Source organism: Spongiactinospora rosea, from assembly GCF_003315795.1.
GTDB lineage: Bacteria > Actinomycetota > Actinomycetes > Streptosporangiales > Streptosporangiaceae > Spongiactinospora > Spongiactinospora rosea.
Genome location: NZ_QMEY01000001.1, coordinates 779,141 through 800,951 on the forward strand (window position 1 = coordinate 779,141; position 21,811 = coordinate 800,951).

The 21,811-nt window shown below is 69.5% G+C and carries 30 protein-coding genes; 16 read left to right on the forward strand and 14 right to left on the reverse strand.

Annotated features, from left to right (window positions below; genetic code table 11):
* Positions 1–196: 196 nt before the first annotated feature.
* The 6 genes from DP939_RS04030 (at position 197) to DP939_RS04055 (ending at position 5,488) form a co-directional block, all read left to right on the forward strand.
* The gene (locus DP939_RS04030; protein WP_113978949.1) at positions 197–769 is read left to right on the forward strand and encodes a DUF4956 domain-containing protein; all 573 of its coding nucleotides are present in this window, start codon (positions 197–199) and stop codon (positions 767–769) included.
* Positions 766–1,539 (forward strand): polyphosphate polymerase domain-containing protein, encoded by a 774-nt coding sequence (locus tag DP939_RS04035; protein ID WP_113978950.1) that lies wholly within the window; start codon positions 766–768, stop codon positions 1,537–1,539. Before DP939_RS04030 ends, DP939_RS04035 begins: the two co-directional genes overlap by 4 nt.
* Positions 1,536–2,360, forward strand: coding sequence for an SDR family NAD(P)-dependent oxidoreductase (locus DP939_RS04040; RefSeq protein ID WP_113978951.1), 825 nt, complete (start codon positions 1,536–1,538; stop codon positions 2,358–2,360). Before DP939_RS04035 ends, DP939_RS04040 begins: the two co-directional genes overlap by 4 nt.
* Positions 2,361–2,549: 189 nt before the next feature.
* Positions 2,550–3,200, forward strand: coding sequence for an ATP-dependent Clp protease proteolytic subunit (locus DP939_RS04045; protein ID WP_113978952.1), 651 nt, complete (start codon positions 2,550–2,552; stop codon positions 3,198–3,200).
* Between the two features lie 13 nt (positions 3,201–3,213).
* Entirely contained in the window at positions 3,214–3,831 is a 618-nt protein-coding gene (locus DP939_RS04050) for an ATP-dependent Clp protease proteolytic subunit (protein WP_263972290.1), read from the forward strand.
* Positions 3,832–4,054: 223 nt separating this feature from the next.
* On the forward strand, positions 4,055–5,488 hold the full coding sequence (locus tag DP939_RS04055) for an amidohydrolase family protein (RefSeq protein ID WP_113978954.1): 1,434 nt from the start codon (positions 4,055–4,057) through the stop codon (positions 5,486–5,488).
* A gap of 218 nt (positions 5,489–5,706) precedes the next feature.
* Here DP939_RS04055 and DP939_RS04060 read toward each other — a convergent pair whose 3' ends face one another.
* Both DP939_RS04060 and DP939_RS04065 read right to left on the reverse strand, forming a co-directional pair.
* Entirely contained in the window at positions 5,707–6,045 is a 339-nt protein-coding gene (locus tag DP939_RS04060) for a histone-like nucleoid-structuring protein Lsr2 (RefSeq protein ID WP_113978955.1), read from the reverse strand.
* Positions 6,046–6,439: 394 nt separating this feature from the next.
* Positions 6,440–7,315: an SAM-dependent methyltransferase gene (locus DP939_RS04065; protein ID WP_225878032.1), complete on the reverse strand. Its 876-nt coding sequence runs from the start codon at positions 7,313–7,315 to the stop codon at positions 6,440–6,442.
* 126 nt (positions 7,316–7,441) lie between these two features.
* Between DP939_RS04065 and DP939_RS04070 the strand changes: the two genes are divergently transcribed.
* Positions 7,442–7,837 carry a CBS domain-containing protein gene (locus DP939_RS04070; RefSeq protein ID WP_318656267.1) on the forward strand — a complete coding sequence of 132 codons (396 nt, stop codon included), beginning with the start codon at positions 7,442–7,444 and terminating at the stop codon, positions 7,835–7,837.
* A gap of 100 nt (positions 7,838–7,937) precedes the next feature.
* On the opposite strand, the gene trxA is transcribed toward DP939_RS04070, so the two are convergent.
* Both trxA and DP939_RS04080 read right to left on the reverse strand, forming a co-directional pair.
* Entirely contained in the window at positions 7,938–8,252 is a 315-nt protein-coding gene (gene trxA / locus DP939_RS04075; RefSeq protein ID WP_113978956.1) for a thioredoxin, read from the reverse strand.
* Complete coding sequence (locus DP939_RS04080; RefSeq protein WP_113978957.1) at positions 8,173–8,628, reverse strand: MerR family transcriptional regulator; 456 nt, start codon at positions 8,626–8,628, stop codon at positions 8,173–8,175. The genes trxA and DP939_RS04080 overlap by 80 nt, the downstream gene beginning before the upstream one ends.
* 105 nt (positions 8,629–8,733) lie before the next feature.
* On the opposite strand from DP939_RS04080, the gene DP939_RS04085 reads away from it, so the two are divergent.
* Complete coding sequence (locus DP939_RS04085) at positions 8,734–9,087, forward strand: DUF952 domain-containing protein (RefSeq protein WP_113978958.1); 354 nt, start codon at positions 8,734–8,736, stop codon at positions 9,085–9,087.
* 3 nt (positions 9,088–9,090) lie between these two features.
* On the opposite strand, the gene DP939_RS04090 is transcribed toward DP939_RS04085, so the two are convergent.
* Complete coding sequence (locus DP939_RS04090; protein ID WP_147267857.1) at positions 9,091–9,717, reverse strand: helix-turn-helix domain-containing protein; 627 nt, start codon at positions 9,715–9,717, stop codon at positions 9,091–9,093.
* A gap of 183 nt (positions 9,718–9,900) precedes the next feature.
* Here DP939_RS04090 and DP939_RS04095 point away from each other — a divergent pair, with 183 nt between their 5' ends.
* The gene (locus DP939_RS04095) at positions 9,901–10,374 is read left to right on the forward strand and encodes a phospholipase A2 (RefSeq protein WP_113978960.1); all 474 of its coding nucleotides are present in this window, start codon (positions 9,901–9,903) and stop codon (positions 10,372–10,374) included.
* A 16-nt stretch (positions 10,375–10,390) separates the two neighbouring features.
* Here DP939_RS04095 and pip read toward each other — a convergent pair whose 3' ends face one another.
* A complete protein-coding gene (pip, locus tag DP939_RS04100; protein WP_113978961.1) occupies positions 10,391–11,341 on the reverse strand; it encodes a prolyl aminopeptidase in 951 nt (316 codons plus the stop codon).
* 108 nt (positions 11,342–11,449) lie between these two features.
* On the opposite strand from pip, the gene DP939_RS04105 reads away from it, so the two are divergent.
* Both DP939_RS04105 and DP939_RS04110 read left to right on the forward strand, forming a co-directional pair.
* Entirely contained in the window at positions 11,450–12,265 is an 816-nt protein-coding gene (locus DP939_RS04105) for a PIG-L family deacetylase (RefSeq protein ID WP_113978962.1), read from the forward strand.
* 44 nt (positions 12,266–12,309) lie between these two features.
* A complete protein-coding gene (locus DP939_RS04110) occupies positions 12,310–13,068 on the forward strand; it encodes an SDR family NAD(P)-dependent oxidoreductase (RefSeq protein ID WP_199564920.1) in 759 nt (252 codons plus the stop codon).
* Between the two features lie 6 nt (positions 13,069–13,074).
* Here DP939_RS04110 and DP939_RS04115 read toward each other — a convergent pair whose 3' ends face one another.
* From DP939_RS04115 to DP939_RS04135, 5 genes are all read right to left on the reverse strand, one after another.
* Positions 13,075–13,956 (reverse strand): class I SAM-dependent methyltransferase, encoded by an 882-nt coding sequence (locus tag DP939_RS04115; RefSeq protein WP_113978964.1) that lies wholly within the window; start codon positions 13,954–13,956, stop codon positions 13,075–13,077.
* A 67-nt stretch (positions 13,957–14,023) separates the two neighbouring features.
* Positions 14,024–14,473, reverse strand: a complete 450-nt coding sequence (locus DP939_RS04120; protein WP_113978965.1) for a hypothetical protein — start codon at positions 14,471–14,473, stop codon at positions 14,024–14,026.
* Positions 14,467–14,703 carry a DUF2283 domain-containing protein gene (locus DP939_RS04125; protein WP_113978966.1) on the reverse strand — a complete coding sequence of 79 codons (237 nt, stop codon included), beginning with the start codon at positions 14,701–14,703 and terminating at the stop codon, positions 14,467–14,469. Before DP939_RS04125 ends, DP939_RS04120 begins: the two co-directional genes overlap by 7 nt.
* Positions 14,700–15,203, reverse strand: coding sequence for a hypothetical protein (locus DP939_RS04130; protein WP_199564921.1), 504 nt, complete (start codon positions 15,201–15,203; stop codon positions 14,700–14,702). Before DP939_RS04130 ends, DP939_RS04125 begins: the two co-directional genes overlap by 4 nt.
* Before the next feature lie 129 nt (positions 15,204–15,332).
* Positions 15,333–16,220: a sigma-70 family RNA polymerase sigma factor gene (locus tag DP939_RS04135; RefSeq protein WP_404828572.1), complete on the reverse strand. Its 888-nt coding sequence runs from the start codon at positions 16,218–16,220 to the stop codon at positions 15,333–15,335.
* A gap of 66 nt (positions 16,221–16,286) precedes the next feature.
* Here DP939_RS04135 and DP939_RS04140 point away from each other — a divergent pair, with 66 nt between their 5' ends.
* On the forward strand, positions 16,287–17,048 hold the full coding sequence (locus tag DP939_RS04140) for an SDR family oxidoreductase (RefSeq protein WP_113978967.1): 762 nt from the start codon (positions 16,287–16,289) through the stop codon (positions 17,046–17,048).
* Positions 17,049–17,056: 8 nt separating this feature from the next.
* On the opposite strand, the gene DP939_RS04145 is transcribed toward DP939_RS04140, so the two are convergent.
* Positions 17,057–17,464, reverse strand: a complete 408-nt coding sequence (locus DP939_RS04145) for a cupin domain-containing protein (protein ID WP_113978968.1) — start codon at positions 17,462–17,464, stop codon at positions 17,057–17,059.
* Between the two features lie 60 nt (positions 17,465–17,524).
* Between DP939_RS04145 and DP939_RS04150 the strand changes: the two genes are divergently transcribed.
* The gene (locus DP939_RS04150) at positions 17,525–17,995 is read left to right on the forward strand and encodes a MarR family winged helix-turn-helix transcriptional regulator (protein ID WP_113978969.1); all 471 of its coding nucleotides are present in this window, start codon (positions 17,525–17,527) and stop codon (positions 17,993–17,995) included.
* 6 nt (positions 17,996–18,001) lie between these two features.
* Here DP939_RS04150 and DP939_RS04155 read toward each other — a convergent pair whose 3' ends face one another.
* Positions 18,002–19,105, reverse strand: a complete 1,104-nt coding sequence (locus DP939_RS04155) for a tetratricopeptide repeat protein (protein WP_113978970.1) — start codon at positions 19,103–19,105, stop codon at positions 18,002–18,004.
* A 270-nt stretch (positions 19,106–19,375) separates the two neighbouring features.
* Between DP939_RS04155 and DP939_RS04160 the strand changes: the two genes are divergently transcribed.
* Positions 19,376–19,843, forward strand: a complete 468-nt coding sequence (locus DP939_RS04160; RefSeq protein ID WP_113978971.1) for a hypothetical protein — start codon at positions 19,376–19,378, stop codon at positions 19,841–19,843.
* Between the two features lie 106 nt (positions 19,844–19,949).
* Positions 19,950–20,219 (forward strand): hypothetical protein, encoded by a 270-nt coding sequence (locus DP939_RS04165; RefSeq protein WP_147267858.1) that lies wholly within the window; start codon positions 19,950–19,952, stop codon positions 20,217–20,219.
* A gap of 105 nt (positions 20,220–20,324) precedes the next feature.
* On the opposite strand, the gene DP939_RS04170 is transcribed toward DP939_RS04165, so the two are convergent.
* Complete coding sequence (locus tag DP939_RS04170) at positions 20,325–21,146, reverse strand: helix-turn-helix domain-containing protein (protein WP_113978973.1); 822 nt, start codon at positions 21,144–21,146, stop codon at positions 20,325–20,327.
* Positions 21,147–21,337: 191 nt separating this feature from the next.
* Here DP939_RS04170 and DP939_RS04175 point away from each other — a divergent pair, with 191 nt between their 5' ends.
* A complete protein-coding gene (locus tag DP939_RS04175) occupies positions 21,338–21,811 on the forward strand; it encodes an ATP-binding protein (RefSeq protein ID WP_158578455.1) in 474 nt (157 codons plus the stop codon).

Here is a 21,811-nt window from a genome sequence, read left to right on the forward strand (position 1 = left end):
GACTCCGGCTGGGACCCCGGGCGGCTCAGGGCACTCATTCGCAGCCGCCCGGGGCTGACCTTCAGCACAGCACCCGGCGCCGCAAAGCCACATAAAGCGCCTCGATGAGAGCGCCCTCACCCACCCCTCACCCAGAGTTCACGCGTGATGGCGAGGCTGATCTCCGAATCGCCCGCAGTGACTCAGGGAGGACATCGTGCGTTCGGCGACCGTGGTGGGCCTGCTGCTGGACCTCGCCGCGATAGCGGTTCTGGCCTACGGCCTGTACTTCCGCCGACATCACCGCCGCGACCTGCTGTTCGCCTACGCCGCGCTGAACGTGGGGATCTTCGCGGTGGTCTCGCTGCTCCAGGCGCAGCGGGTGGACCTCGCGGTCGGCTTCGGCCTGTTCGGGGTGCTGTCGATCATCCGGTTACGGTCCAACGAGATCACCCAGGGCGAGATCGCGTACTACTTCGTCGCCATCGCGCTCGGCCTGGTCAACGGCATCGCCGCTGACCGGCCGCTGACCGCCCTGTTCCTGGACGCCGCGCTGCTCGGCGTGATGTACGTCGCCGACCACCCGCGGCTGCTCGAAGGCACCCGCCACCAGCTCGTCACGCTGGACCGCGTGCACAGCGACCCCCGGTCCCTGGTCGCCGACCTGGAGAACCGGCTGCGCGTGCCGGTGCTGCGCTGGGAGGTCACCGAGGTCGACTACGTACGCGAGCTGATGGTGGTCGACGTCCGCTACAAGGACTCCCCGGCACGGCTCGGGGCCGCCCGGTGAACGCCGGGCAGGCCACCCCGGCCGACCTGGTGCTCGCCGGGATCGCGGCCGGGCTGCCGCCGGTGGGGCTGGCGGAGGCGGCGGGCCTGATGTCCAGGATCGACCGGAAGTACCTGGTCCCCGCCGCCGCGCTGGCCGACCTCGCCGGGCGGCTCGGCGAGCGCTTCGCGGTGCTCCAGATCGGCCGGCGCAGGCAGTTCCGGTACAGCTCCACCTACTTCGACACGCCCGACCTGCTCACCTACCGCCAGCACCGGCAGGGCAGGCGGCGCAGGTTCAAGGTCCGCGTCCGCGCCTACGCCGACTCCGGCGAACGCTGGCTGGAGGTCAAGCTCAGCGGTGAGTGCGGCACGGACAAACACCGCGTCCCGCACCGGGCGGCGGGCGGCGCACTGTCGGCCGAGGACCGCGAGTTCGTCTCCGACGTCGTACTTCGCGGCCTGCGCACCCCGCCGCCCGGCCCGCTGCTGCCGATCCTGACCACCGACTACCGGCGCATGACGCTGGTCGATCGCGCGGGCGCGGCCCGGCTGACCTGCGACACGGGGCTGGTCTGCCATGACGGGCGGCGGGCGTTTCGGGCGCGCGGCGATTACGCGCTGGTCGAGTCCAAGTCGGAGAGCGGCGACGCGGCCCCCGACCGGGCGCTGCGCGCGATGGGGGTGCGCCCGGTCAGCGTCAGCAAGTACTGCATGGCGGTGGCGCTGCTGCGAGACACCGCGGCCGGCCGGTGGCGGCGGGTGCTGCGCGACTACATGATGGAAGGATGATCGATCCACAACTCAGCGGGAGGGTCGCCCTGGTCACCGGGGCCAACCAGGGCATCGGCGCGGCGGTGGCGCGGGCGCTGGCGGCGCAGGGGGCCGCCGTGCTGCTGACGTACAAGCGGCTGGACCCGGCCGAACACGCCGACGACCCGTCCTTTCCGGAGGAGTACGGCAGGCTGCGCGCGCAGAGCGCGGACGTCATCGCGAGCGAGATCCGGGAGGCGGGCGGCACGGCCGAGGCCGTCGAGGCCGACCTGGCCGACCCCGCCGTGCCCGGCGCGCTGTTCGACCGGGCCGAGCGCGCCTTGGGGCCGGTCGAGATCCTGGTCAACAACGCCAGCGGGTGGCTCGCCGACACCTTCCTGCCCGATCCGGCCGACCGGTTCGGCCGCGACCTGCGGCTCGTCGACCTGGCGGGACATGAGCGGCAGTTCGCGGTGGACACGCGCGCGCCCGCGCTGCTCATCGCCGAATTCGCCCGCCGCCACCTCGCCCGGGGCGCGTCCTGGGGCCGGATCATCGGCCTGACCTCCGGAAGCCCCGGCGGCTTCCCCGGCGAGGTGTCCTACGGCGCGGCCAAGGCCGCCCAGGAGAACTACACGATGTCCGCGGCCCACGAACTCGGCCGGTACGGCGTGACGGCCAACATCGTGCATCCCCCGGCGACCGACACCGGCTGGGTGAACCCCAAGGTGGCCGAGGAGGTGCGCGCGACCGGGCCGCTGTACCACGTGGGCCGGCCGGAGGAGGTGGCGGAGGTGATCACCTTCCTGGCGTCCCACCAGGCCCGGTACGTGACCGCCCAGCGCATCCAGATGTCATGACCTCATATCCAACTATATAGGCGGCGGGTTAATTAGCTGACGGCATAATTCGCTTCCGGCTTGATTGCGCGATTGGCCTACAGCTAAAAAGTGCCTGCCGCTGCCGGACCTGGGGTTAGCGTTTTGAACACGCGCTTCCGGCGCGTCGATTCGTATTACCCGGCACACGGCGAGAAGCAGGTGACGCACATGACCACCCCGTGGCACACCCCAGGTCCGGCGGCCCACGAGTACATCGCGCCCATCCGGGCGCGCACCACCGAGGCCCCCGCGCAGCCGATGACGCAGGAGACCTACCAGCGGCTGCTCCGGCAGCGCATCGTCTTCCTCGGCCAGGAGGTGGACGACGAGATCGCCAACCGCATCTGCGCGGAGTTGCTGCTGCTGAGCGCCGAAGACCCGCAGCGTGACATCTTCCTCTACATCAACTCCCCGGGCGGCTCGGTCAGCGCCGGGATGGCCATCTACGACATGATGCAGTTCATCCCCAATGACGTGGCCACCGTCGCCATCGGGTTCGCCGGGTCGATGGGGCAGGTCCTGCTGACCGCCGGGGCCGCGGGCAAGCGCCACTCGCTGCCCTACACCCGGGTGATGATGCACCAGCCCTCGGGCGGCATCGGCGGCACCGCCTCCGACATCGCGATCCAGGCCGAGCAGATGGTCTACGTCAAGCAGACCCTCGCCGAGCGCATCGCCTTCCACAGTGGCCGCTCGGTCGAGCAGATCCGCGCCGACTGGGACCGCGACCGCTGGTTCACCGCCCAGGAGGCCAAAGAGTACGGCCTGCTCGACGAGGTCGTGCCCAGGGCCACCCACCTGACGGCCGACGGTTCCTGAGCGGAGGATGGGCATGTTCGAGAGCAGGCACGTGGTCCCGTCGTTCGTGGAGCGCACGACGTACGGGGTCAAGGAGACGAGCCCGTACAACAAGCTGTTCGAGGACCGGATCATCTTCCTCGGCGTGCAGGTGGACGACACCTCGGCCAACGACGTCATGGCCCAGCTCCTGACCCTGGAGTCGATGGACCCCGACCGTGACATCAGCATCTACATCGACTCGCCGGGCGGGTCGTTCACCTCGATGCTGGCGATCTACGACACCATGCAGTACATCCGGCCCGAGGTGCAGACGTTCGTCCTGGGGCAGGCGGCCTCGGCCGCGGCGGTGCTGCTGGCCGCTGGGGCGCCCGGCAAGCGGTTCGCGCTGCCGCACTCCCGGATCCTGATCCACCAGCCCTGGATGGAGGGCGGCCGGGGCAGCGGCAGCGACCTGGAGATCCAGGCGCGTGAGGTGCTGCGGCTGCGCGACATGCAGAACGAGCTCCTCGCCCGGCACACCGGCCAGCCGCTCGACAAGGTCGCCACCGACCTCGACCGCGACAAGATCCTGTTGCCGGAGGAGGCGAAGGGCTACGGCCTGATCGACGACGTCATCGCCTCCAGAAAGCGGCGGCCCATTTCTCATTGATCGGCCCGATCGATCTGCACGATCGGCCGGCTCGATCGAGCAGGGAATGGACAGGAAAATGGTCACCGGAATACGGGAGAGTGTTCTGACCGGTCGAATCGACCGGCCCCTCATCCGCTGCCCGGAAAGGCGACGAGGCCGCCATGCTTCCTGCTCTCATCTGCGTATCGCGAGGCCACCGGCCCGCCCCCCGCCATGACCGTCCGCCGGTGCGGGGCCCGCGATGAGCGGGTTCGGCGCCGGGCGTCCGGTGGTGCTGCGCGGCGGCACGGTCCTGACGATGGACGGCGGGCGGGTGCTGCCCGGTGCCGACGTCCTCGTGACCGGCGACCGGATCGCCGCCGTCGGCCCCGAGGTCGCCGCGCCGGAGGGCGCGGCCGAGATCGATGCCTCCGGCGGCATCGTGCTGCCCGGCATGATCGACACGCACCGGCACATGTGGCAGACCGCGCTGCGCGGCTACGGCGCCGACTGGACCCTCACCCAGTACTTCGTGTGGTTCTACCTGGAGCACGGCGCGCTGTTCCGGCCCGAAGACGTGCACGCGGGCAACACCCTGGCCGCGATCGAGGCGCTGGAGGCCGGGGTCACCACCGTCGTGGACTGGTCGCACGGCCTGCGCACCCCCGACCACGCCGACGCCGCCGTGGACGCCCTGCGGGCCGTGCCCGGCCGGTACGTGCTCGCGTACGGGAACATCCACCGGCCGCCCGCGGAATGGACGGCCGCGCCCGAGTTCAGAGACTTCGTCCGCCGCCGGATCACCGGCGACGACCTGCTCGGGTTCCAGCTCGCCTTCGACGTGCTCGGCGACCCCGCCTTTCCCGAGCGGCCCGCCTTCGAGGTCGCCCGCGACCTCGGCGTACCGGTCACCACGCACGCCGGGGTGTGGGGCGCGACCGGCGATGACGGCATCCGGCTCATGCACGAGCACGGCTTCATGACCCCCGGCACGACCTACGTGCACGCCGCGTCGCTGTCGGCCGACTCCTACCGGCGCATCGCCGCCACCGGCGGCTCGGTCTCGGTCTCCACCGAGAGCGAGCAGAGCGCCGGTCAGGGCTACCCGCCCACCTGGGCCATCCGGTCCCACGGCATCCCGGTCTCGCTGTCCATGGACACCAGCGTCTGGTGGAGCGGCGACCTGTTCTCCGCGATGCGCGCCACCCTCGGCGCGGACCGATCCCGCGAGCACCTGGAGGCGCAGGCCCGGGGCGAGACGGTCACGCACTGCGCGCTGCGCGCCGAGCAGGTGGTGGAGTGGGCCACCCGGGGCGGCGCGCACGCGATCGGCCGCCCCGACCTCGGCACGGTCGTCCCCGGTCAGAAGGCCGACCTGGTGCTGATCAAGAACGACGCCTCCCCGGTGTCGTTCCCGCTGCTCAACCCGTTCGGCCACGTCGTGTTCCAGGCTCAGCGCGGCGACGTGCACACGGTGCTGGTCAACGGGCGGGTGGTCAAGCACGCGCACCGGCTGACCGGCATCGACCTCGCCGCGGCGCGTGTCCGGGTCGAGCGCACGGTTGAATACCTCAGAGCGGCCATGGGGGAGGAAGCATGGGAAAAGGGTATGAACCCTGACATTCCTACGGCCAAGATCCTCGACAACCCGTACACCTACACCGACTACCGCAGTGACACCACCCACCGCCCCTGACGGACAACTCCGGCGGGTCGCGCAAAGGGGAACGTGATCTTAATCTCACCCCCCGGCGGGCTCCTTGATCAATGACGCGGTAATTCGCCCTCTCGCGGTTTTAAGCCCGGCCCCACTTACCGCCGCGAGCGCGCCGCTTCTTTCGCCGGGCAACGGAGAAGCCCCCTCCTTCTGGAGGGGGCTTCCGGTCATTCAGCGCTACCACTCAGTGGAACGCCTCAGTGGGCGGCCTCGTACTGCTCGACCACCGAGGACGGGATCCGGCCGCGCTCGCTCACCGCGAGTCCGTGCTGCTTGGCCCACCGGCGAATGTCCGCCGACTGCTCACGGCTCATCCGCGCGGGGCGAATGCCACCGCGCCGAACCCGGCCCGGCCGCTCGCGGCGCACCGGGCGGGCCGCGGTGAGGAACGGGGCGAGAGCCTTACGCAGCTTCTCCTCGTTCTTCTCGGACAGGTCGATCTCGTAGTCCGTGCCGTCCAGGCCGAACTTCGTGGTGCCGGCAGCCGCACCACCGTCAAGATCATCTATGAAGATTTGCTCAATTCGCTTCGCCACAGTCCCTCCACTACTCGGCGTAAGATTCCGGAACTATAGCACCCAATGAACGGCTATACCCTCCGGGTGTGCCATTACACTTGTGACACGATGCACCCACGGGTATCCGGTCAGTGCGCCTACCGTACCGCCTCGGCATAAGCCGTGTTTCCTATACCTCGGTCATCACCGACCAGAACAAGAACAAGAGATAGGACCGCACCGATACGGCCATCGGGGACGCCCGCCGTGATTGACCCGGAACATGCCTCGGAAGAGACTCGATCGCCGGCGGCCCGGGTGTGGTCAGAGTGGGCCGCCGGCGATCGGGGGTGAGGAGCACAGTGGCTCTTCTCGTACCTCGTGCGCTCCGCTACCCGAGCCGGGGCGGGGTATGCGTGCGCCCGGCCGCCGGTCAGGGCTTCGCGGCCATGCCGCCGTAAATCCAGGTGCGGGCGACCTCGTCGTCCCAGACCGGGGTGTCCGGTCGCCACAGCGGCACCGGCACCAGGCCGGGCGCGAGCATGTCCAGGCCGGTGAAGAGCGCGCTCACCGCGCGCTGGTCGCGGGGGATGAGCGTGACGCCGTCCCTGGCGGCCCCCGCCGAGATGGCCTGCGCCTGCGCCGGGGCGAGGTCGGCGCCGAGATGGGAGAGGGCCAGCAGGCTGCCCGGAGCGACCGCGCCGATCAATCGCTCGACGATCGCGCCGGGACCGGCCTCGTCCGGGATGTGGTGCAGCAGGGCGACGCACAGCAGGGCCACCGGCTCCTCGAAGTCGATCAGCGCGCGGGTCTCGGGGGCGTCCAGGACGGCCTTGGTGTCCCGCAGGTCCGCCAGCAGGAAGGCGGTGTCGCCCGCCGACGTCAGCAGTGCCCGGGCGTGGGTGGCCACGATCGGGTCGTTGTCCACATAGACGACGCGGGCGCCGCGCGTGTGACGCCCGGCGACCTCGTGCACGTTGGGGCTGGTGGGAATTCCGGTGCCGAGGTCGATGAATTGCCGAACTCCGGCCTCCACCGCCGCCCGCACCACCCGGGTCAGGAAAGCCCGGTTGGCGCGCGCGAGATCACGCAGGCCGGGGGCTTTGCCCAATCCACGTTCGGCGGCGGAACGGTCGGCCGGGAAGTTGTCCTTTCCGCCGAGCAGATAGTCGTACACGCGCGCCGGGTGCGGCCGGTCGGTGCGCAGATCGACGGGATCGAGGCGGCCTTTCGTGCGCAGCCGTAAGCCGTCCATGTCGTCATCGTCGTCGCCGCCGGGGCGTGCGGGGGTGCCGCTGGGCTCGTCCACCTAGATCCCTTCCAATCCATACGCTGATGCCGGAGGTTTTGGGTAGTGGGCCGTGGAACGCGAATCGATCCTTCCAGGGGGATGGCGATGACCACCGAAAGTGCCGGCAAGACGGTCCAGAATGTGATGCATCAGGGTGCGCAGTGCGTGGGTGAGCACGAGAGCCTGCGTACGGCCGCGCGGATGATGCGCGACATGTCCGTCGGCGCGCTGCCCATCTGCGGGGACGACGATCGGCTCAAGGGCATCATCACCGACAGGGACATCGTGATCAAGTGCTGTGCCGAGGGCAAGGACCTCGACCGTACCGAAGCGGGCGAACTCGCCGCCGGGCTGGTGTGGGTGGAGGCCCACAGCAGCATCGAAGAGGCGCTCGCGACGATGGCCAAGCACCAGATCAAGCGGGTCCCGGTGATCGATGAGCGGCGGATCGTCGGGATGGTCAGCGAGGCCGACCTCGCCAAGGAACTACCGGACAACAAACTCGCGGAGTTCGTCCACCGCGTCTACGCCCACGGGTGAGCCCGTAGGCGCGCGGTAAGCGCCGAAGAGCCGCCCGTCGCAGGCGGGCGGCTCTTCGGCATGCGTTCTTTCAGATGTGGCCTTCAGGTACGCGGCCTGCTCAGATGTGCCCCTCAAGGTCGGCCACGAGCAGCCGCTTGGGCTTGGCGCCCACGATCTGCCGGACGACCTCGCCGTCGCGATACAGGTTCATCGTGGGGAACCCCATCACCCCGTAGCGCCGCACGATCTCCGGGTGGTCGTCGCCGTTCAGCTTGGCGATGGTCACGCGGTCACCGTACTCCGCCTCGATCTGCTCCAGCACCGGCGCGACCATCTTGCAGGGGCCGCACCACTCAGCCCAGAACTCGACGAGGACCGGCTTGTCCGCGCCGAGCACCTGCTCGTCGAAGTTCTCCGTGGTCAACGTGATCATTGATCTGCTCCCTGGTCAGGGCGCAGCCAGGACAGGCCCGCGCCAGTTGGTCCGCCACGTCGGCTCTGCGCCTGATCAGGTCGTGGATCTCCGCGTCGATCTCGGCGAGCTTGCGCCGGTAGACGGCGACCGACTCCGGGCAGGAGTCGCCCGCGGGATGGCCCGCGCGCAGGCAGTTCACGAACGGCCGGGCGTCCTCCAGGGCGAACCCGGCCGCCAGCAGCGCGCGGATCTCCGCCACCAGCCGGACGTCGGACTCGTCGTACTCCCGGTAGCCGTTGGCCGTGCGGCGGGCCGTGATCAGCCCCTGCTGCTCGTAGTAGCGCAGCGAACGCGTGCTCACCCCGGTACGCTCGGCCAGCTCCCCGATCCGCATCGGGCGGCCCCCTCCCTGATCCGTGGCTCCCAGCACGGTAAGCCTTGACACCGATGTCAATGTCAAGGCGCGGGCATGTCCGTTTCATCCCGGCACAATCGAGGGATGCGATTGATCTACCACATCGCCTCCCGGCCCGAGTGGGAGGCCGCGCTGCGCGCGGGGGAGTACACGGTCTCCACGCTGGGGCTGTCGCTGGCCGAGGTCGGGTTCGTGCACGCGAGCACCGCCGGGCAGGTGGCCGGGACGGCCGACGCCTTCTACGGCGGCGCGGACGACCTGGTGCTGCTGGTCATCGACGAGGACAAGGTGGCGCCGCAGGTGAGGTACGAGAGCGTGCCGGACCGGCCCGAGAGGTTCCCCCACATCTACGGGCCGCTGAACACCGACGCGGTGGTGCGGGCCGTGCCGTACGCCAAGGGGCCGGACGGCCGCTTCCCGCCACCACCCGAGGAGTAGCGCTCAGGCCCAGCCCCGCCGCACGGCCTGCACGCCCGCGTGGAAGCGGCTGGTGGTGCCGAGCGCGGCCAGGATCTCGGTGACCCGGCGGCTGTAGGTGCGCAGCGACATGCCGAGGCGCATGCTGGCCGCCTGGTCGGTCAGCCCGTCGAGCAGCGACGACAGCACCGGCTGCAGGTGCGGCGGCGGCTCGTCCAGCGGCGAGGCCCGGCCGGACAGCTCCCAGCACACCTGGTGGGCGCCCGCCAGCGTGCGTACGACCACCGGGTCGCGCACCAGCAGCACGCCGTTGTGGAAGGAGTCCAGGTCGAGCGGCAGCAGCGCGGCCCCCCGGTCGAAGACGGCCATCCGGAACGGCAGCGGATCGATCAGCCGCACCTCCACGCCCTCGTGACGCGCGCCGCCCTCCGCCGGCTCGCCCGGGACGGCGATCAGCCGCACCACCGTGCCCGGCAGCATGACGCGCGGCAGGGGCGCGCCGATGCTCAGCAGCTCGTGCCGGGTCGTGGCGGCGAGCCGGTTGATCAGGATGCCGACCGGGGCGGACCCCATCACCACCTGGGACGGCGGGCGGGCGGAGGCGAGGGCCGCCCCTCGCCTGCCGTTGCCGGATATCCGCGTGCCTCCCACGAAGACCCTCCCCAGTGATCACCCATCCGACCACTACACAGGGTAGTTCTAGACCACGTAAAGTAACAGTATCAAAACGCCAGCGACTGGCGTGTCCATGCCAAGCCGCGTGTGTCCCCGGCCCCCGTGAAGCACCCTTGATCGCATTGACAAGCGCCATCGCCGATCGAGGGAGCAGCCGCGATGCACCGACCTCCGTCCGGCCTCGGGGCGGTGGCCGCGGGTGCGGTCGCCACCGCCGTGGCCGTCCTGCCCGGTCTCGTCCTGGCGCCGCAGGGCGCGTTCGCGGAGTCCGCGCTGTCGGTGAGGGAGAACGCCGACCGGATCATGCACCTCGGCTACGCCGACTTCGCCGAGCAGCCGCAGATCGAGCCGTTCGACTGGGGCACCGACGGCTGCACCGCGACACCGCCGCGCCAGGCCAGGCGGTTCCGCCAGGCGTGCGAGCAGCACGACTTCGGCTACCGCAACTACGGCAGGGGCGAGCTGGCGCTGTGGCCGGAGGAGGACGGCAGAAAGTGGGTCGACTCCCGGTTCCTGACCGAGATGCGGGCCATCTGCCGCGACCGGCACGCCGACGCCCAGTGGTGCCGCGACCAGGCCCGCGTGCTGTACGACGCGGTGCGGCTGTTCGGCCGGTTCGCCTACTTCGGCTGATCCGCCCCACCGCGCCTCAGCGGAACCGGTCGGTCGCGTCGATCGTGTGGTGCAGGGTGCCGGGCTCCGATCCGGCGTGCCCGGCGTTCTCCACGACGTGCAACTCCGCCTCTGGCCAGGCCAGGTGCAGGTCCCAGGCCTGCTCCATGGGCGTCTTCATGTCGTAGCGGCCGTTCACCAGCACGGCCGGGATGTGCCTGATCCGGTCGATGCCCGCCAGCAGCCCGTCGCCGAGGAAGCAGTCGTTGCTGAAGTAGTGCTGCTCGATGCGGGCGAAGCCGAGTACGGTCCGGTCGTCGAGGTCAGGGTCGGGCACCGGGAGCAGGGTGTTGGCCGAAAGCTCCCACCCGGTCCAGGCGCGGGCGGCCGGGAGATGGACGTCGGGGTCGGGGTCGGACAACCGCCTGCCGTACGCGGCGAGCAGGTCGTCGCGCTCGGCCTCCGGGATCAGGTCGCGAAAGGCCGCCCACTCCTCGGGGAACAGCCGCGCCGCGCCGGTGCCGGTGAAGGACCACACCTCGTCCGACGGCCTGGCCAGATAGATCCCGCGCAACACCAGCTCGGTGACCCGCTCGGGGTGGCTTTGGGCGTAGGCGAGGGCCAGCGTGCTGCCCCACGATCCGCCGAGCACCAGCCAGCGGTCGATGCCGAGGTGTTCGCGCAGCCTCTCGATGTCCGCGACCAGGTTGGGGGTGGTGTTGGCGGCCAGCGAGGTGCCCGGGTCGCCCGCGTGCGGCCGGCTGCGCCCGCAGTTGCGCTGGTCGAACAGCACGATCCGGTACGCCGCCGGGTCGAACAGCCGGCGATGGTCGGGCAGCACCCCGCCGCCGGGGCCGCCGTGCAGGAAGACGGCGGGCTTGCCCGCGGGATCGCCGCAGATCTCCCAATGGATCGCATCGCCCCCGCCGACGTCGAGCAGGCCGGAATCATGCGGTTCGACGGGCGGATAGAACGTCTTGAAGTCCATGATCCCAGTCATACTGCACGCGACGCGCTCAGCGGCGTCCGGCGGCCGCTTGATCGCGCAACGCGGCCCCGCCTCCCGATATGTAGGGTCATCCAGGGAGGAATCAATATGGATCACGAATTGACGTTGATGGCGGTACATGCGCACCCGGACGACGAGGTGCTGAGCACCGGCGGCGTCCTGCTCCGCGCCGCCGAGGAAGGCATCCGCACGGTCCTGGTGACCTGCACCAACGGCGAACAGGGCGACGCGCCCGGCGGGGTGAAGCCGGGCGAACCTGGACACGACCCCGAGGCGGTCGCCGCGCTCCGGCTGACCGAACTCCGCGAGTCGATCTCCCACCTCAACATCGCGCACCTGGAGACGCTGGGCTACCGCGACTCGGGCATGGCGGGCTGGGAGGCCAACGGCGATCCCCGGGCCTTCGCGAACGTGCCGGTGGAGACCGCCGCCGCGCGGCTGGCCGAGCTGATCCGTCAGTACCGGCCGCAGGTCGTGGTCACCTACGACGAGAACGGCGGCTACGGCCACCCCGACCACATCCAGGCCAACCGCATCGCGGTGGCCGCCACCGAGGCGACCGGGATTCCCGACAAGCTCTACTACGGGGCGATGCCGCGTTCGGGCATCAAGCGGATGGTCGAGCACATGCGGGCGGCCGGGATGCCGATGGAGGAGGAGTTCCCCGACGACTTCGGCACTCCCGACGAGTTGATCACCACCGTCGTGGACGCCTCCGCGTACGTGGAACGCAAGGTCAAGGCGCTGAAGGCGCACCAGAGCCAGAGCGACAGCGTGTTCCTGCTCGCGCTGCCCGAGGAGTTCCAGAGGCACGGCCTCGGCACCGAGGCGTTCATCCGGCACTACAACCGCGTCGCCGCGGCCCCCGACCACGAGGACGACCTCTTCGCCGGTCTCCGCTGACGCCCCTGGTAATGGCGGCCCCCGCTCGGGGGAACGACGGAGGCATGAGGTTCGAGGGGAGCGTCGCGTTCGTCACCGGGGCGGCGTCCGGGATCGGCGCGGCGACGGCGAGGCGGCTGGCCGAGGAGGGCGCGCGGGTCCTGCTGTGCGACATCGCCGACGAGGCGGGGGAACGGGTGGCGCGGGACATCGTGGCCGCCGGGGGCGCGGCGGCCTACCTGCACTGTGACGTGGCCGCGCCGGACGACTGGGCGGCGGCGGGGGAGTGGGTGCTGGCGGAGTACGGCAGGCTGGACGTACTGCACGCCAACGGGCCCGGCCGGGTGGTGCCCGCGGTGCCGCTGGGCGACCTGACCGAGGCCGACTGGGACCTTCAGCTCGCCGTGTCGCTCAAGGCCGCCTACCTGGGCGCGCGGACCTTCCTCCCGCTGCTCGCCAAGGACGGCGGCGGCGCGATCGTGATCACCTCGTCGGTGCAGGCGCGGGTCGGGCTGCCCGGCTGCGGGCCGTACGCGGCGGCCAAGGGCGGCCTGCTCTCGCTGACCAGGCAGCTCGCCGTGGAGTACGCCCCCGAGGTGCGGGTCAACGCGGTCGTGCCGGGCCCGATCATGAGCCCGGCCTGGGACGACGTCGCCGAGGCCGGACGGGTGGCCACCGTGGCCGCCACGCCCGCGGGGAGGTTCGGCCGCCCGGACGAGGTGGCCGCCGCGGTCGCCTTCCTGGCCGCCCCCGAAGCCTCCTTCATCACCGGCGCGGCCCTCACCGTGGACGGCGGCTGGAGCGTCGCCAAGACCTCGGCCTGATGCCGCTCAGTCCTTCTGGAAGTGCCAGATCAGCATCGCCGGAACCCCGGCCGCCGCCGCCTTCGCCGCCTCGGGCGCGAGCGCGGCGAGCGACCACGGCCACAGCTCCCACACGTCGATCGAAGGGGCCTCGCCCTTTTCCGTATGGTCGGCGACCGGCGGGGTGGGCTCCTCGCAGCGTACGACCCGCAGCCCCACCGGCAGCGCGGCCCGCAGGTAGTCGCCCACCAGGTGCCGATGGCTCGCCACCCGCCCGGGCCTGCCGTCCGGCAGCCGTACCGGCGGCACGACGCCCCGCGCCACTCCCTCCGGATGGATGTCGGCGATCACCAGGCCGCCGCCGGGACGCAACACCCGGGCGAACTCGGCCATCACCGGTGCCAGATCCTCGACGTGTGCCAGCGCCAGCGAGCACACCACCAGGTCAACGGCGTCATCGGGGATCGGAAGCCCGGTCAAATCACCCTCGCGGAACTCCGCGTCCGGCACCCGCTTCCGTGCATGCACCAACATCTCGGGCGAACTGTCCACCCCGATCACTCGGTGCCCCCGCTCCCCGAGCAACGCGGCGATCCGCCCGGTCCCACATGCGGCGTCCAGCGCGTCACCCACCGGCAGCGGGCCGATGATCTCCTTGATGTACGGCTCGTCCAGATCGAACGCCGAGTTGGGCCCGTCATAGGTGGCCGCCCAGACGCGGTACCCCTCGACCGTGCCCACCCGAGCGACGTCCACCCCGGCCCCGGCCAGGGCCTCATCATCGAGCAGCCCGCGGATCTCGGCGAACCGCCGCTCGATGAACGCCCGATCGTGCTGTCCGGTGAAGGACCGCATCAGCGCGATGCCTTCGAGTCCGAGTACATAGGCAAGTGGATGCTCATAAATCACCGGCGCGACGCTACCGACGTTCCGGCCACGATCGCCACCTATTATCGGCCCTGCCCGAATCACCTGCTCAGTCGGGTGATCGCGTCGGCTTCTCATCGAGCTCGAAGCCGAAGGCCACGATGTCGATGCGGCGATCCGCCTCCCACTCTATGGCGAGGTGGTGACAGGGGAGTCCGCGCGGGTGGGAGTACGGGCGGGCCAGCTCGCTGTCCTCGACCAGGACCACCTGGGCGACCTCGGACAAGCCCCAGTTCATCCTTTCCGGCTCCTGGAGCATGGACGGGTTGAGCGCGTTGGCGAGGTGCATCTCCTGGACGAGTACCGCCCGCACGACGACGATATGAGGGCGGCTGCCGAGGTCGTCGCGAATCCGCGTCCCGTCGCCGTTCCAGATGTAATCGAACGGCACCTCGATCGAGGTGCCGTGATGCGCCCAGCCGACATCGGTGATGACGCATTCCCCGAAGCTCTGGTGGTCGGCGAGGGCCGCGCGGATGGCCGCCGGATCGGTCAGCATCGGTCGAGGCGCTCGGCGGAGTCCAGGAGATGCGCGGGAAGCTTGGACCTGGCACCGAGGACTTCGACGCCGATCAGCCGCCCGGACTCGTCGAAGTCCAGGTTGATCATCCCGTCCACGGCCACCGGGTCGCAGGGGTACATCCAGGCCGAGAGCACCTTTGGGTCCTCGGTCAGATAGATATAGGCGGCATTGGCCTCCGCGTCGTAGGTGACCCTTAATGGCGTCATTCGGCGTAGAGGACGGCGAGGCTGGCCTCGCCCTGGTCGAATTCGGAGAGGAGTTCGTCGAGCGGGGCCGGGCCCGCGTGGTCGATCAGGAGGACCGCCTGCTTCTCGCCGTCCACCACGGCCGGGACGAAATCGGTCACCAGTTCGCGGCGGAGCAGGGTGACCCGGTCGTCGTCGGCGTCGTCGGACGGGAGTCCGGCCAGGTGGTCGCGCAGGGAGTCGGCCTGGTCGGCGAGGTCGTGGTCGAGTACCTTGCGGGAGGCGGTGAGGCTGACCGCGAGGCGTTCGCCGGTACGTTCGTAGCGGGCCGACAGGTCGGCCGGGAGCAGGTAGAAGACGCCCTCCTCGCCTTCGTGACCCCGGTTGAGCAGTACCGAGACCATGCGCTCGCCAGGGTCCTGCGAGGTGAGGTCGAGCGCGAGAAGTACCCCGATGTCGTCCGGGCCGAACGGTGGAACCGCGGTGATCCACATGCGTGCCGAGTCATCCATGATCGGCATTTAACCGCACCTCGGCCGGACCCGGACACGCTCCGAGCTCGTGTCGTCAAGCCGATACCGACACCGTCAGCACGCCGGCCAGGCAGACCAGCGCCGCCGGGCCCACGACACGCACCCGGTAGGGGCACCTCACGCCTCCGGCACGGCGAGGTCGAGCGCGGCCAGCCGGGCCGGGTCGCCGATCACGTCGATCTCGGTGATCAGGCCGTCCGTGACGGTGAACGTGAGCACCAGGAAAAGCCTGCCGTGCCGGAGCATCGCCAGCCCTGGTAGCCCGTTGATCAGGGCCACCCCGGTGAACTGGGCACGGCTCGTAGCCGCCATGGCGCTCTTGGCGACAGGCTGGGCACCCTGGATGACAACCGGCCGGGCCGTGGGCACAGCGGGCGCGTCGGCGTGTAGCACGACGTCGGGGTGCAGCAGGCTGATCAGGGCCGCGAAATCGCCGGTACGGGTGGCCGCGAGGTAGGCGGACACGACATGGCGGCGACGGGCCTGGCCAGGGTCGTCGGCGGCGGCCGGTACGGCGGCGCCCTTGACCCGGCGGCGGGCGCGGCTGGCGAGCTGCCTGGCCGCCGTGGGGGAGCGGTCGATCATGGTGCCGATGTCCTCGAACGGCACCGCGAACATGTCGTGCAGCACGAACGCGAGCCGTTCGGCCGGGGCCAGTGTGTCGAGTACGGCCAGTAGCGCCACGCCCACCGCGTCGGCGAGCACCGCCTCCTGCTCCGGATCGCCGCCCGCCGCAAGCGGCCGGTCATCGAGCGGGTCCTCGCGCCGCCGTTCGCGCGAACGCAGCAGGTTGAGGCACACCCGGGCGACGACCGTGGTGAGCCAGGCGGTGAGGTTCGCGACGTCGCGGGTTTCGGTACGGCTGAGCCGCAGCCACGTCTCCTGCACGGCGTCGTCGGCCTCGCTCAGCGAACCGAGCATCCGGTAGGCCACCGCCCGCAGATGCCCCCGATCCTGTTCGAAGCGGGCGGCCAGCCGTTCGGCCTCGTCGTCCACCGTCGTCACGTTCCTTCCATGCCCGGGGTCGTAACCGTAGAGCGACACGGACCGACCGAAGGGCGGGGAGCGATTATGCCGGAAACTGTACTGGTCACGGGGGGTACGGGCCGACTGGGGCGGCTGCTGGTGCCGATGCTGCTCGACGCGGGCCGCCAGGTGCGGGTACTCAGCCGCAGCGGCGCTCGCGCGCCGCTGGCCGACGTCGAGTACCTGACCGGCGACCTGGTCAAGGGCGAGGGGATCGAGCGCGCGGTGAAGGGCGCGCAGACCGTCGTGCACCTGGCGGGCGGTGCCAAGGGCGACGACATCGCGGCCGGGCACCTGACGCGGGCGGCGGCGCGGGCCGGGGTGGAACACATCGCGCACATCTCGGTCATCGCGGCCGATCGGCTCCCGCTGGGCTATTTCCGCGCGAAGCTGGGCGCGGAACGGGCGGTGGCCGACTCGGGCGTGCCATGGACGACGCTGCGCGCGGCGCAGTTCCACGATCTCGTGCTGGGCGTGCTCGGCGCGATGGCAAAGCTGCCGGTCATGCCGGCGCCGGGCGCGGTGCGGCTACAGCCGGTGGACACGCGTGACGTCGCCGACCGCATCCTCACCCTGGCCCTGGGCGACCCCGCCGGCCTGGTCGCCGACCTCGCGGGTCCGAAGGTGTACGGCCTGGCGGACCTCGCGCGGATGTACCTGCGGGCGCGCGGGCGTCGGCGGGCGCTGGTCCCGGTACCGATGCCCGGCCGGATCGGCCGCCTGTACCGGGAGGGGGCGAACCTGACCCTCTCGGGGGCCGACCTGGGTACGCGTACCTGGGAGGACTTCCTGGCCGAGCAGTTGTGAGCCCGCTGTCACCTCGCCCACAAAGGGACGATCCGCTCGTCGCCTCTGGGGGCGAGGTCGCACGGTTCGTCGGCGGGGGTGTACACGCGGGTACCGGCGGGCGCGGCGACGATCGCGGTGAAGCCGCGCTCAGGGTCGGCGGTCATCTGCCGGAGGTCGTCGGCGGGGAGCACCAGCGTGTCCCCGGCCGCGACGGTGAGCGTCCCCGCCGGCAACTCCACGGTCGCGGCCCCGGCCACGATGGTCCACACCTGCTCGGTGTCGAAGGCATGCTCGGGGCCCCGCCTGCCGGGCGCGAACTCGACATGCCAGACGGCCAGCCCGGCCGTACCGCCCTGGGTGGGGGTGGCGAGGGTGGTCATCACGCCGTTGGGGGTCTCGGTGCGGCGGCGTTCGGTGTGACGGATGACGGGCATCGGACACTCTCCCTAAGATGGTCAATGAGGTTGTCCATATAGTCAACGAGGTTGTCTTTTATGTCAAGCGACACCCCGGGATTCGAGCTGCCCCTGCGGCTGCTGCTCGGCTTCCGCATGATCATCGACGAGGTCCACGCCGAACTGGCCCAACAGGGCCACCCGGACATGCGGCCCCTGCACGGCTTCGTCTTCCAGGCCATCGGCCCCTCAGGCGCGACGGCCGTCGAACTGGGCCGCAGACTGGGCGTCTCCAAACAGGCGGCCGGCAAAATGATCGACACTCTCGAACACCTCGGCTACGTCGAACGCACCCCCGACCCCGCCGACGCCCGCCGCAAAACCATCCACCTGACCGCCCGCGCCATCGACGCCCTGACCAAGTCCGCCCAGTCCTTCGACCGCATCCGCACCCAATGGTCGGCAGTCCTGGGCCCGGCCCGCCTCCAAGCCCTGGAAACGGACCTCCGCAAGGTCACCCCACCCGACCTGTTCCGCCTCGACATGCCCAACTGGTTCGGCGCAGGCTGAGCGATGTTATGAGACGGCGGGTCGGTCGGCCGACCGGGAACGCCAGGTGGCCTCCTCGTCGCCCCACCCTTCCTCGGCGGCGATGGACGCCGCGAGCCCGGCGAGAGAGGACCGGGTGTCGTCGCAGTCGAACAGCTCCCAGCCGCCTTCGTCCTTACGCCGCCAAAGGTGTCCGCCCGGCGTGTGGTGAGTGACTGGAAGGTTCCAGGCGGACTCGGCCACATTGAGCGCGGCGCGGGAGCGGCCGATGCCGGCAAAGCAGCACATCTGGTTGTAGGCATTGGTGAGGGGTGCCTTGTATCCCATGTCCCCGGCGGCCTGAAGGTGTCGCAGAGCCTCCCGGGGATCCTCTGGGATCAGGCAAAATCCCAGGTTGTTGCGCAATGTCGGGTCGTCAGGGCGGTGCCGGGTGCCGAACTCGAAGACGGCTGCGGCCTCGCGGTGCCTTCCCTGCCGCAGCAACCCGTCCGCGTGGCGGGTCATCTCATGCACCAGAGAGGGCTCCGACGAGCCGGTCTCCGGCTCTCCGTAGACCGCCCGCTTCGCGATCTCCGCTTCGATCTCACCCCGCGAGATGGGACGGTCGTGCATCAGTTCGTCCGGACATGGCGGTACTGCGTCACCGTCCAGCCAGCGCAGCGCGAGGTGCAGTGACTTCGTCCGCCACTCGGTGTAGAAGGTGGTCGCGAAGTGGTCCACGGCCCAGGTGTAGTGCTCGATGAGCCCATGATCGGCTGTTTCCCCGGCCGATGAGGGTAGCTCGCCATTTCGGGGTGGGGCGAGCGAGACAAGATCGTCCAATGGGACCGCTTCGATCCACCGGTGGATCCGGGAGATGCTGGGAAAGATCTGTTCCTTGGAGTAGGCCAACCAGGTAAATCCGCGGGGAAGCGGAGAGGCGGGCTGGAGAGGCGGCACCCCAAGTGCGGCATGCCAGCGGGCGATGTCCACACCCGGCAACTCTTCCGTACCCGGCAAGTCTTCTGTCTCCCCCTGGTACACCGCCTTGATCATCAGTATGCCGATGACGATCTCGGCCACTTCTGATCGCATGCCGTACCTGGCCAGGGACAGCGCATCCAGTCCCCTGGCCGACAGCTCGCGCGCCACGGCGCGGACCACCCCTTGCCGCCTCTGGGGCGCGGTGTCCAGGAAGTGCGGGCCCCCGGGTCAGGATGCCCAGCATCGCCGTCACGAGGCTCACCGTCCGCCATCGCTGAGGGTCCCCATTCTGGGCATCGCAGAGGTACCACTCCTGTGCGTCGAAGGGCTTGCTGTCGTCCAACCGGCCTCGTCCTTCAGATCACGCCCGGTCGAGGTGTACCTTGGCCAGGATCGTGGGTAGGATTCTAGTCACGATCCTAGTAGTGGAGCGGCGCGATGTCAGACATAATCTTCCTTCCTACTGATCTGGCCAACCGGCGCACGGAGTTCCTTGAAGCCGCCCGGAAGGGGCAGGCACGACTCCGTGACAAGGACGGGACCAGCTTGGTGATGTTGCCCGAGAGCCGCCTGCGGCTGTTGGAAACGCTCAGCAAGTGGTGGGAGGCGTACATGAAGCTTGAGCAACTGCTGCGCCGGAAGGATCTACCCAAGGCCGGTGAGCTGGGCGAACTGGCTTGGCTACGTACGTTCGATCGTGATGACCTGACGGAGTTCCTGGGGGAGCTGAACGATGCTCTGGTCGCGGCCAGCGCGGACGAGGACACGGCGATTCTGGATGAGTGTGTCGCGGCGTGGCGGAACACCGCGCGTCAGCTAGAGGATCCGCTACGGCGTTCGGTGCTTTTGGGGGAACACCGCCCGGGGCACTATGTCGAGGTCACCGAGCCGGATGAGCAGGGGTAGCGCGTACGACCCGCATCGCCCGGCCCGCCGGCCGGGTGGGAGGCCCGAGGAGGCGCCTCGGTATCGGGTCCTGGTCCATCGGCAGTACCTCGGACATTGGGGCGAGTTGGTGGAGCGGGTCGGGCTCAAGCAGGCCCAGCAGTTCTGGGACCACGTTTCGCGTACTCCGGGCAGCCCGGACCCGATCGCGTCGATCAGCCTGCTCAAGGGGCGTGCCGGACGTCCGAAGGGTGAGGGGTGGTCGCGGACGTTTCACTACAGGGTCAGTAGTTCCGCGCGTATCGACTACCAGTATTGCGATGCGTACACGACTGGCCCTGAAGGAGATCCGCATCCGGTCGTGGTCATCCTGACCGTCAACTACAGCAGCCACTAGAGGATGCCACCCCTGACGTCACGGCGTGACTTTCCCTGTGGGGAGATGACGGCGGCCCACTGGGTGAGGGTGCGGTGGAGAAAGTGAGCCGCCGCCATTTGTTGCTTATGTCAGCTTGTTGGTCCATTGGGTTAGTGCGGCCCTCAGGAGCTCGATGGTGTCTCGCCTGGAGAGGGCGTCGGCGCGGATGGCCTCATACCATATTTTGACCTTTGCCACCATTTCTGGGTTTGTGGAGCACTCGGCTCCCAGGAGTGAGTCCACCGACGCGAATTCCTGTCCGGTGGGCAGCTTGGCGAGCTGGAAGGCGGCGCTGGTGCCGGCCGCGTTGCCGGCCTGCATGGGGACTATCTGGATGGTCAGGCGGGGGCGCTCTGTCCATTCCAGGAGGAAGCGGAGCTGGTCCACGAGGATGTGCGGGCTCCCGATGGGGCGGTGGAGGGCGCACTCGTCGATGAGGCAGGTCACGTTCGGGGGTGACTCGCGGTCGAACATGGCGCGGCGTCCGATGCGGCGGCGGGTGTGTTCTTCGACCTCTTCTGGGGTGAAGAAGGGGTTGTAGCCGATGACCGCCCGCGCGTATTCGTAGGTTTGCAGGAAGCCGGGGATGAGCAGTGGGTCCCAGCACTGGAGCCAGACGGCCTCGATCTCTATTTCGCGCCACTTTTCGAGCCAGCCGAACGAGCCGCGTTCGTAGACGATCGCCTCGTACAGTTTGCCGAAGTGGCGGGTGGCGGTGAGGCCGAAGACCTGGTCCAGTGCGTCGGCAATGGCCTTCGAGGGCACCTTTTTCTCACACTCGATATGTGAGATGAGGGATCGGTGGACGTTGAGCCGGGTGGCCAGCGGGGTTTGGGTGAATCCTTGCTCTTCTCGGATTCTGGCGAGCTCTGCGGCGAATGTCGCAGTCGCCCGGTGCAGGTGCATGATGCGACCCTCCTGAAGTCCGCGTGGCAGTGACCTCGCCAGGTCGCATGCCGTAGCAGAAGGTCACCGCCAACTTTCCCATGGGCTGCAGTATGCACGGCAGGCTGTATTCGGAACAGCCGGAATTCAGAACGGGCAAAAGCTCGACCCGGCGAAGACGGATATCGGCGACATATCATCCTAGGAATTCCATGGCGTCCACCATCGAGAGTAATCCCCGTAGCGACACGCTCATGTTGGTCGCGCTGCCCAGTGCCGTCTGGATCGGGCGGGCGCATACGGCGGCCGTCCTACGTGGCTGGGGTCACCGGGCCGCTGCCTTCATCGAGGATGCCCAGCTCATCGCCTCGGAGCTGATCACCAACTCCATCCAAGCCCTCGGATACGCGGACAACCCTCCCGCAACCCGCACGCTACTCGCCAAAGATTCCCTTATCCGCATCACCCTCTCAGAACTTGACGACTCCCTCTCCATCAACGTATGGGACTCCCACCCCCGCCTCCCCGAAGCCCCCGCCGAAGTCCCCTTCGAAGCCGAGAGCGGCCGGGGGCTCTTCATCGTTCGATCCATCGCGAAAGAGGCGGGCTACCGCTATTCCGACGGGGTCTCCGGTAAAACCGTGTTCGCTACCCTGCCTTTTCCGCGAGTATTCGCAAACGAATAG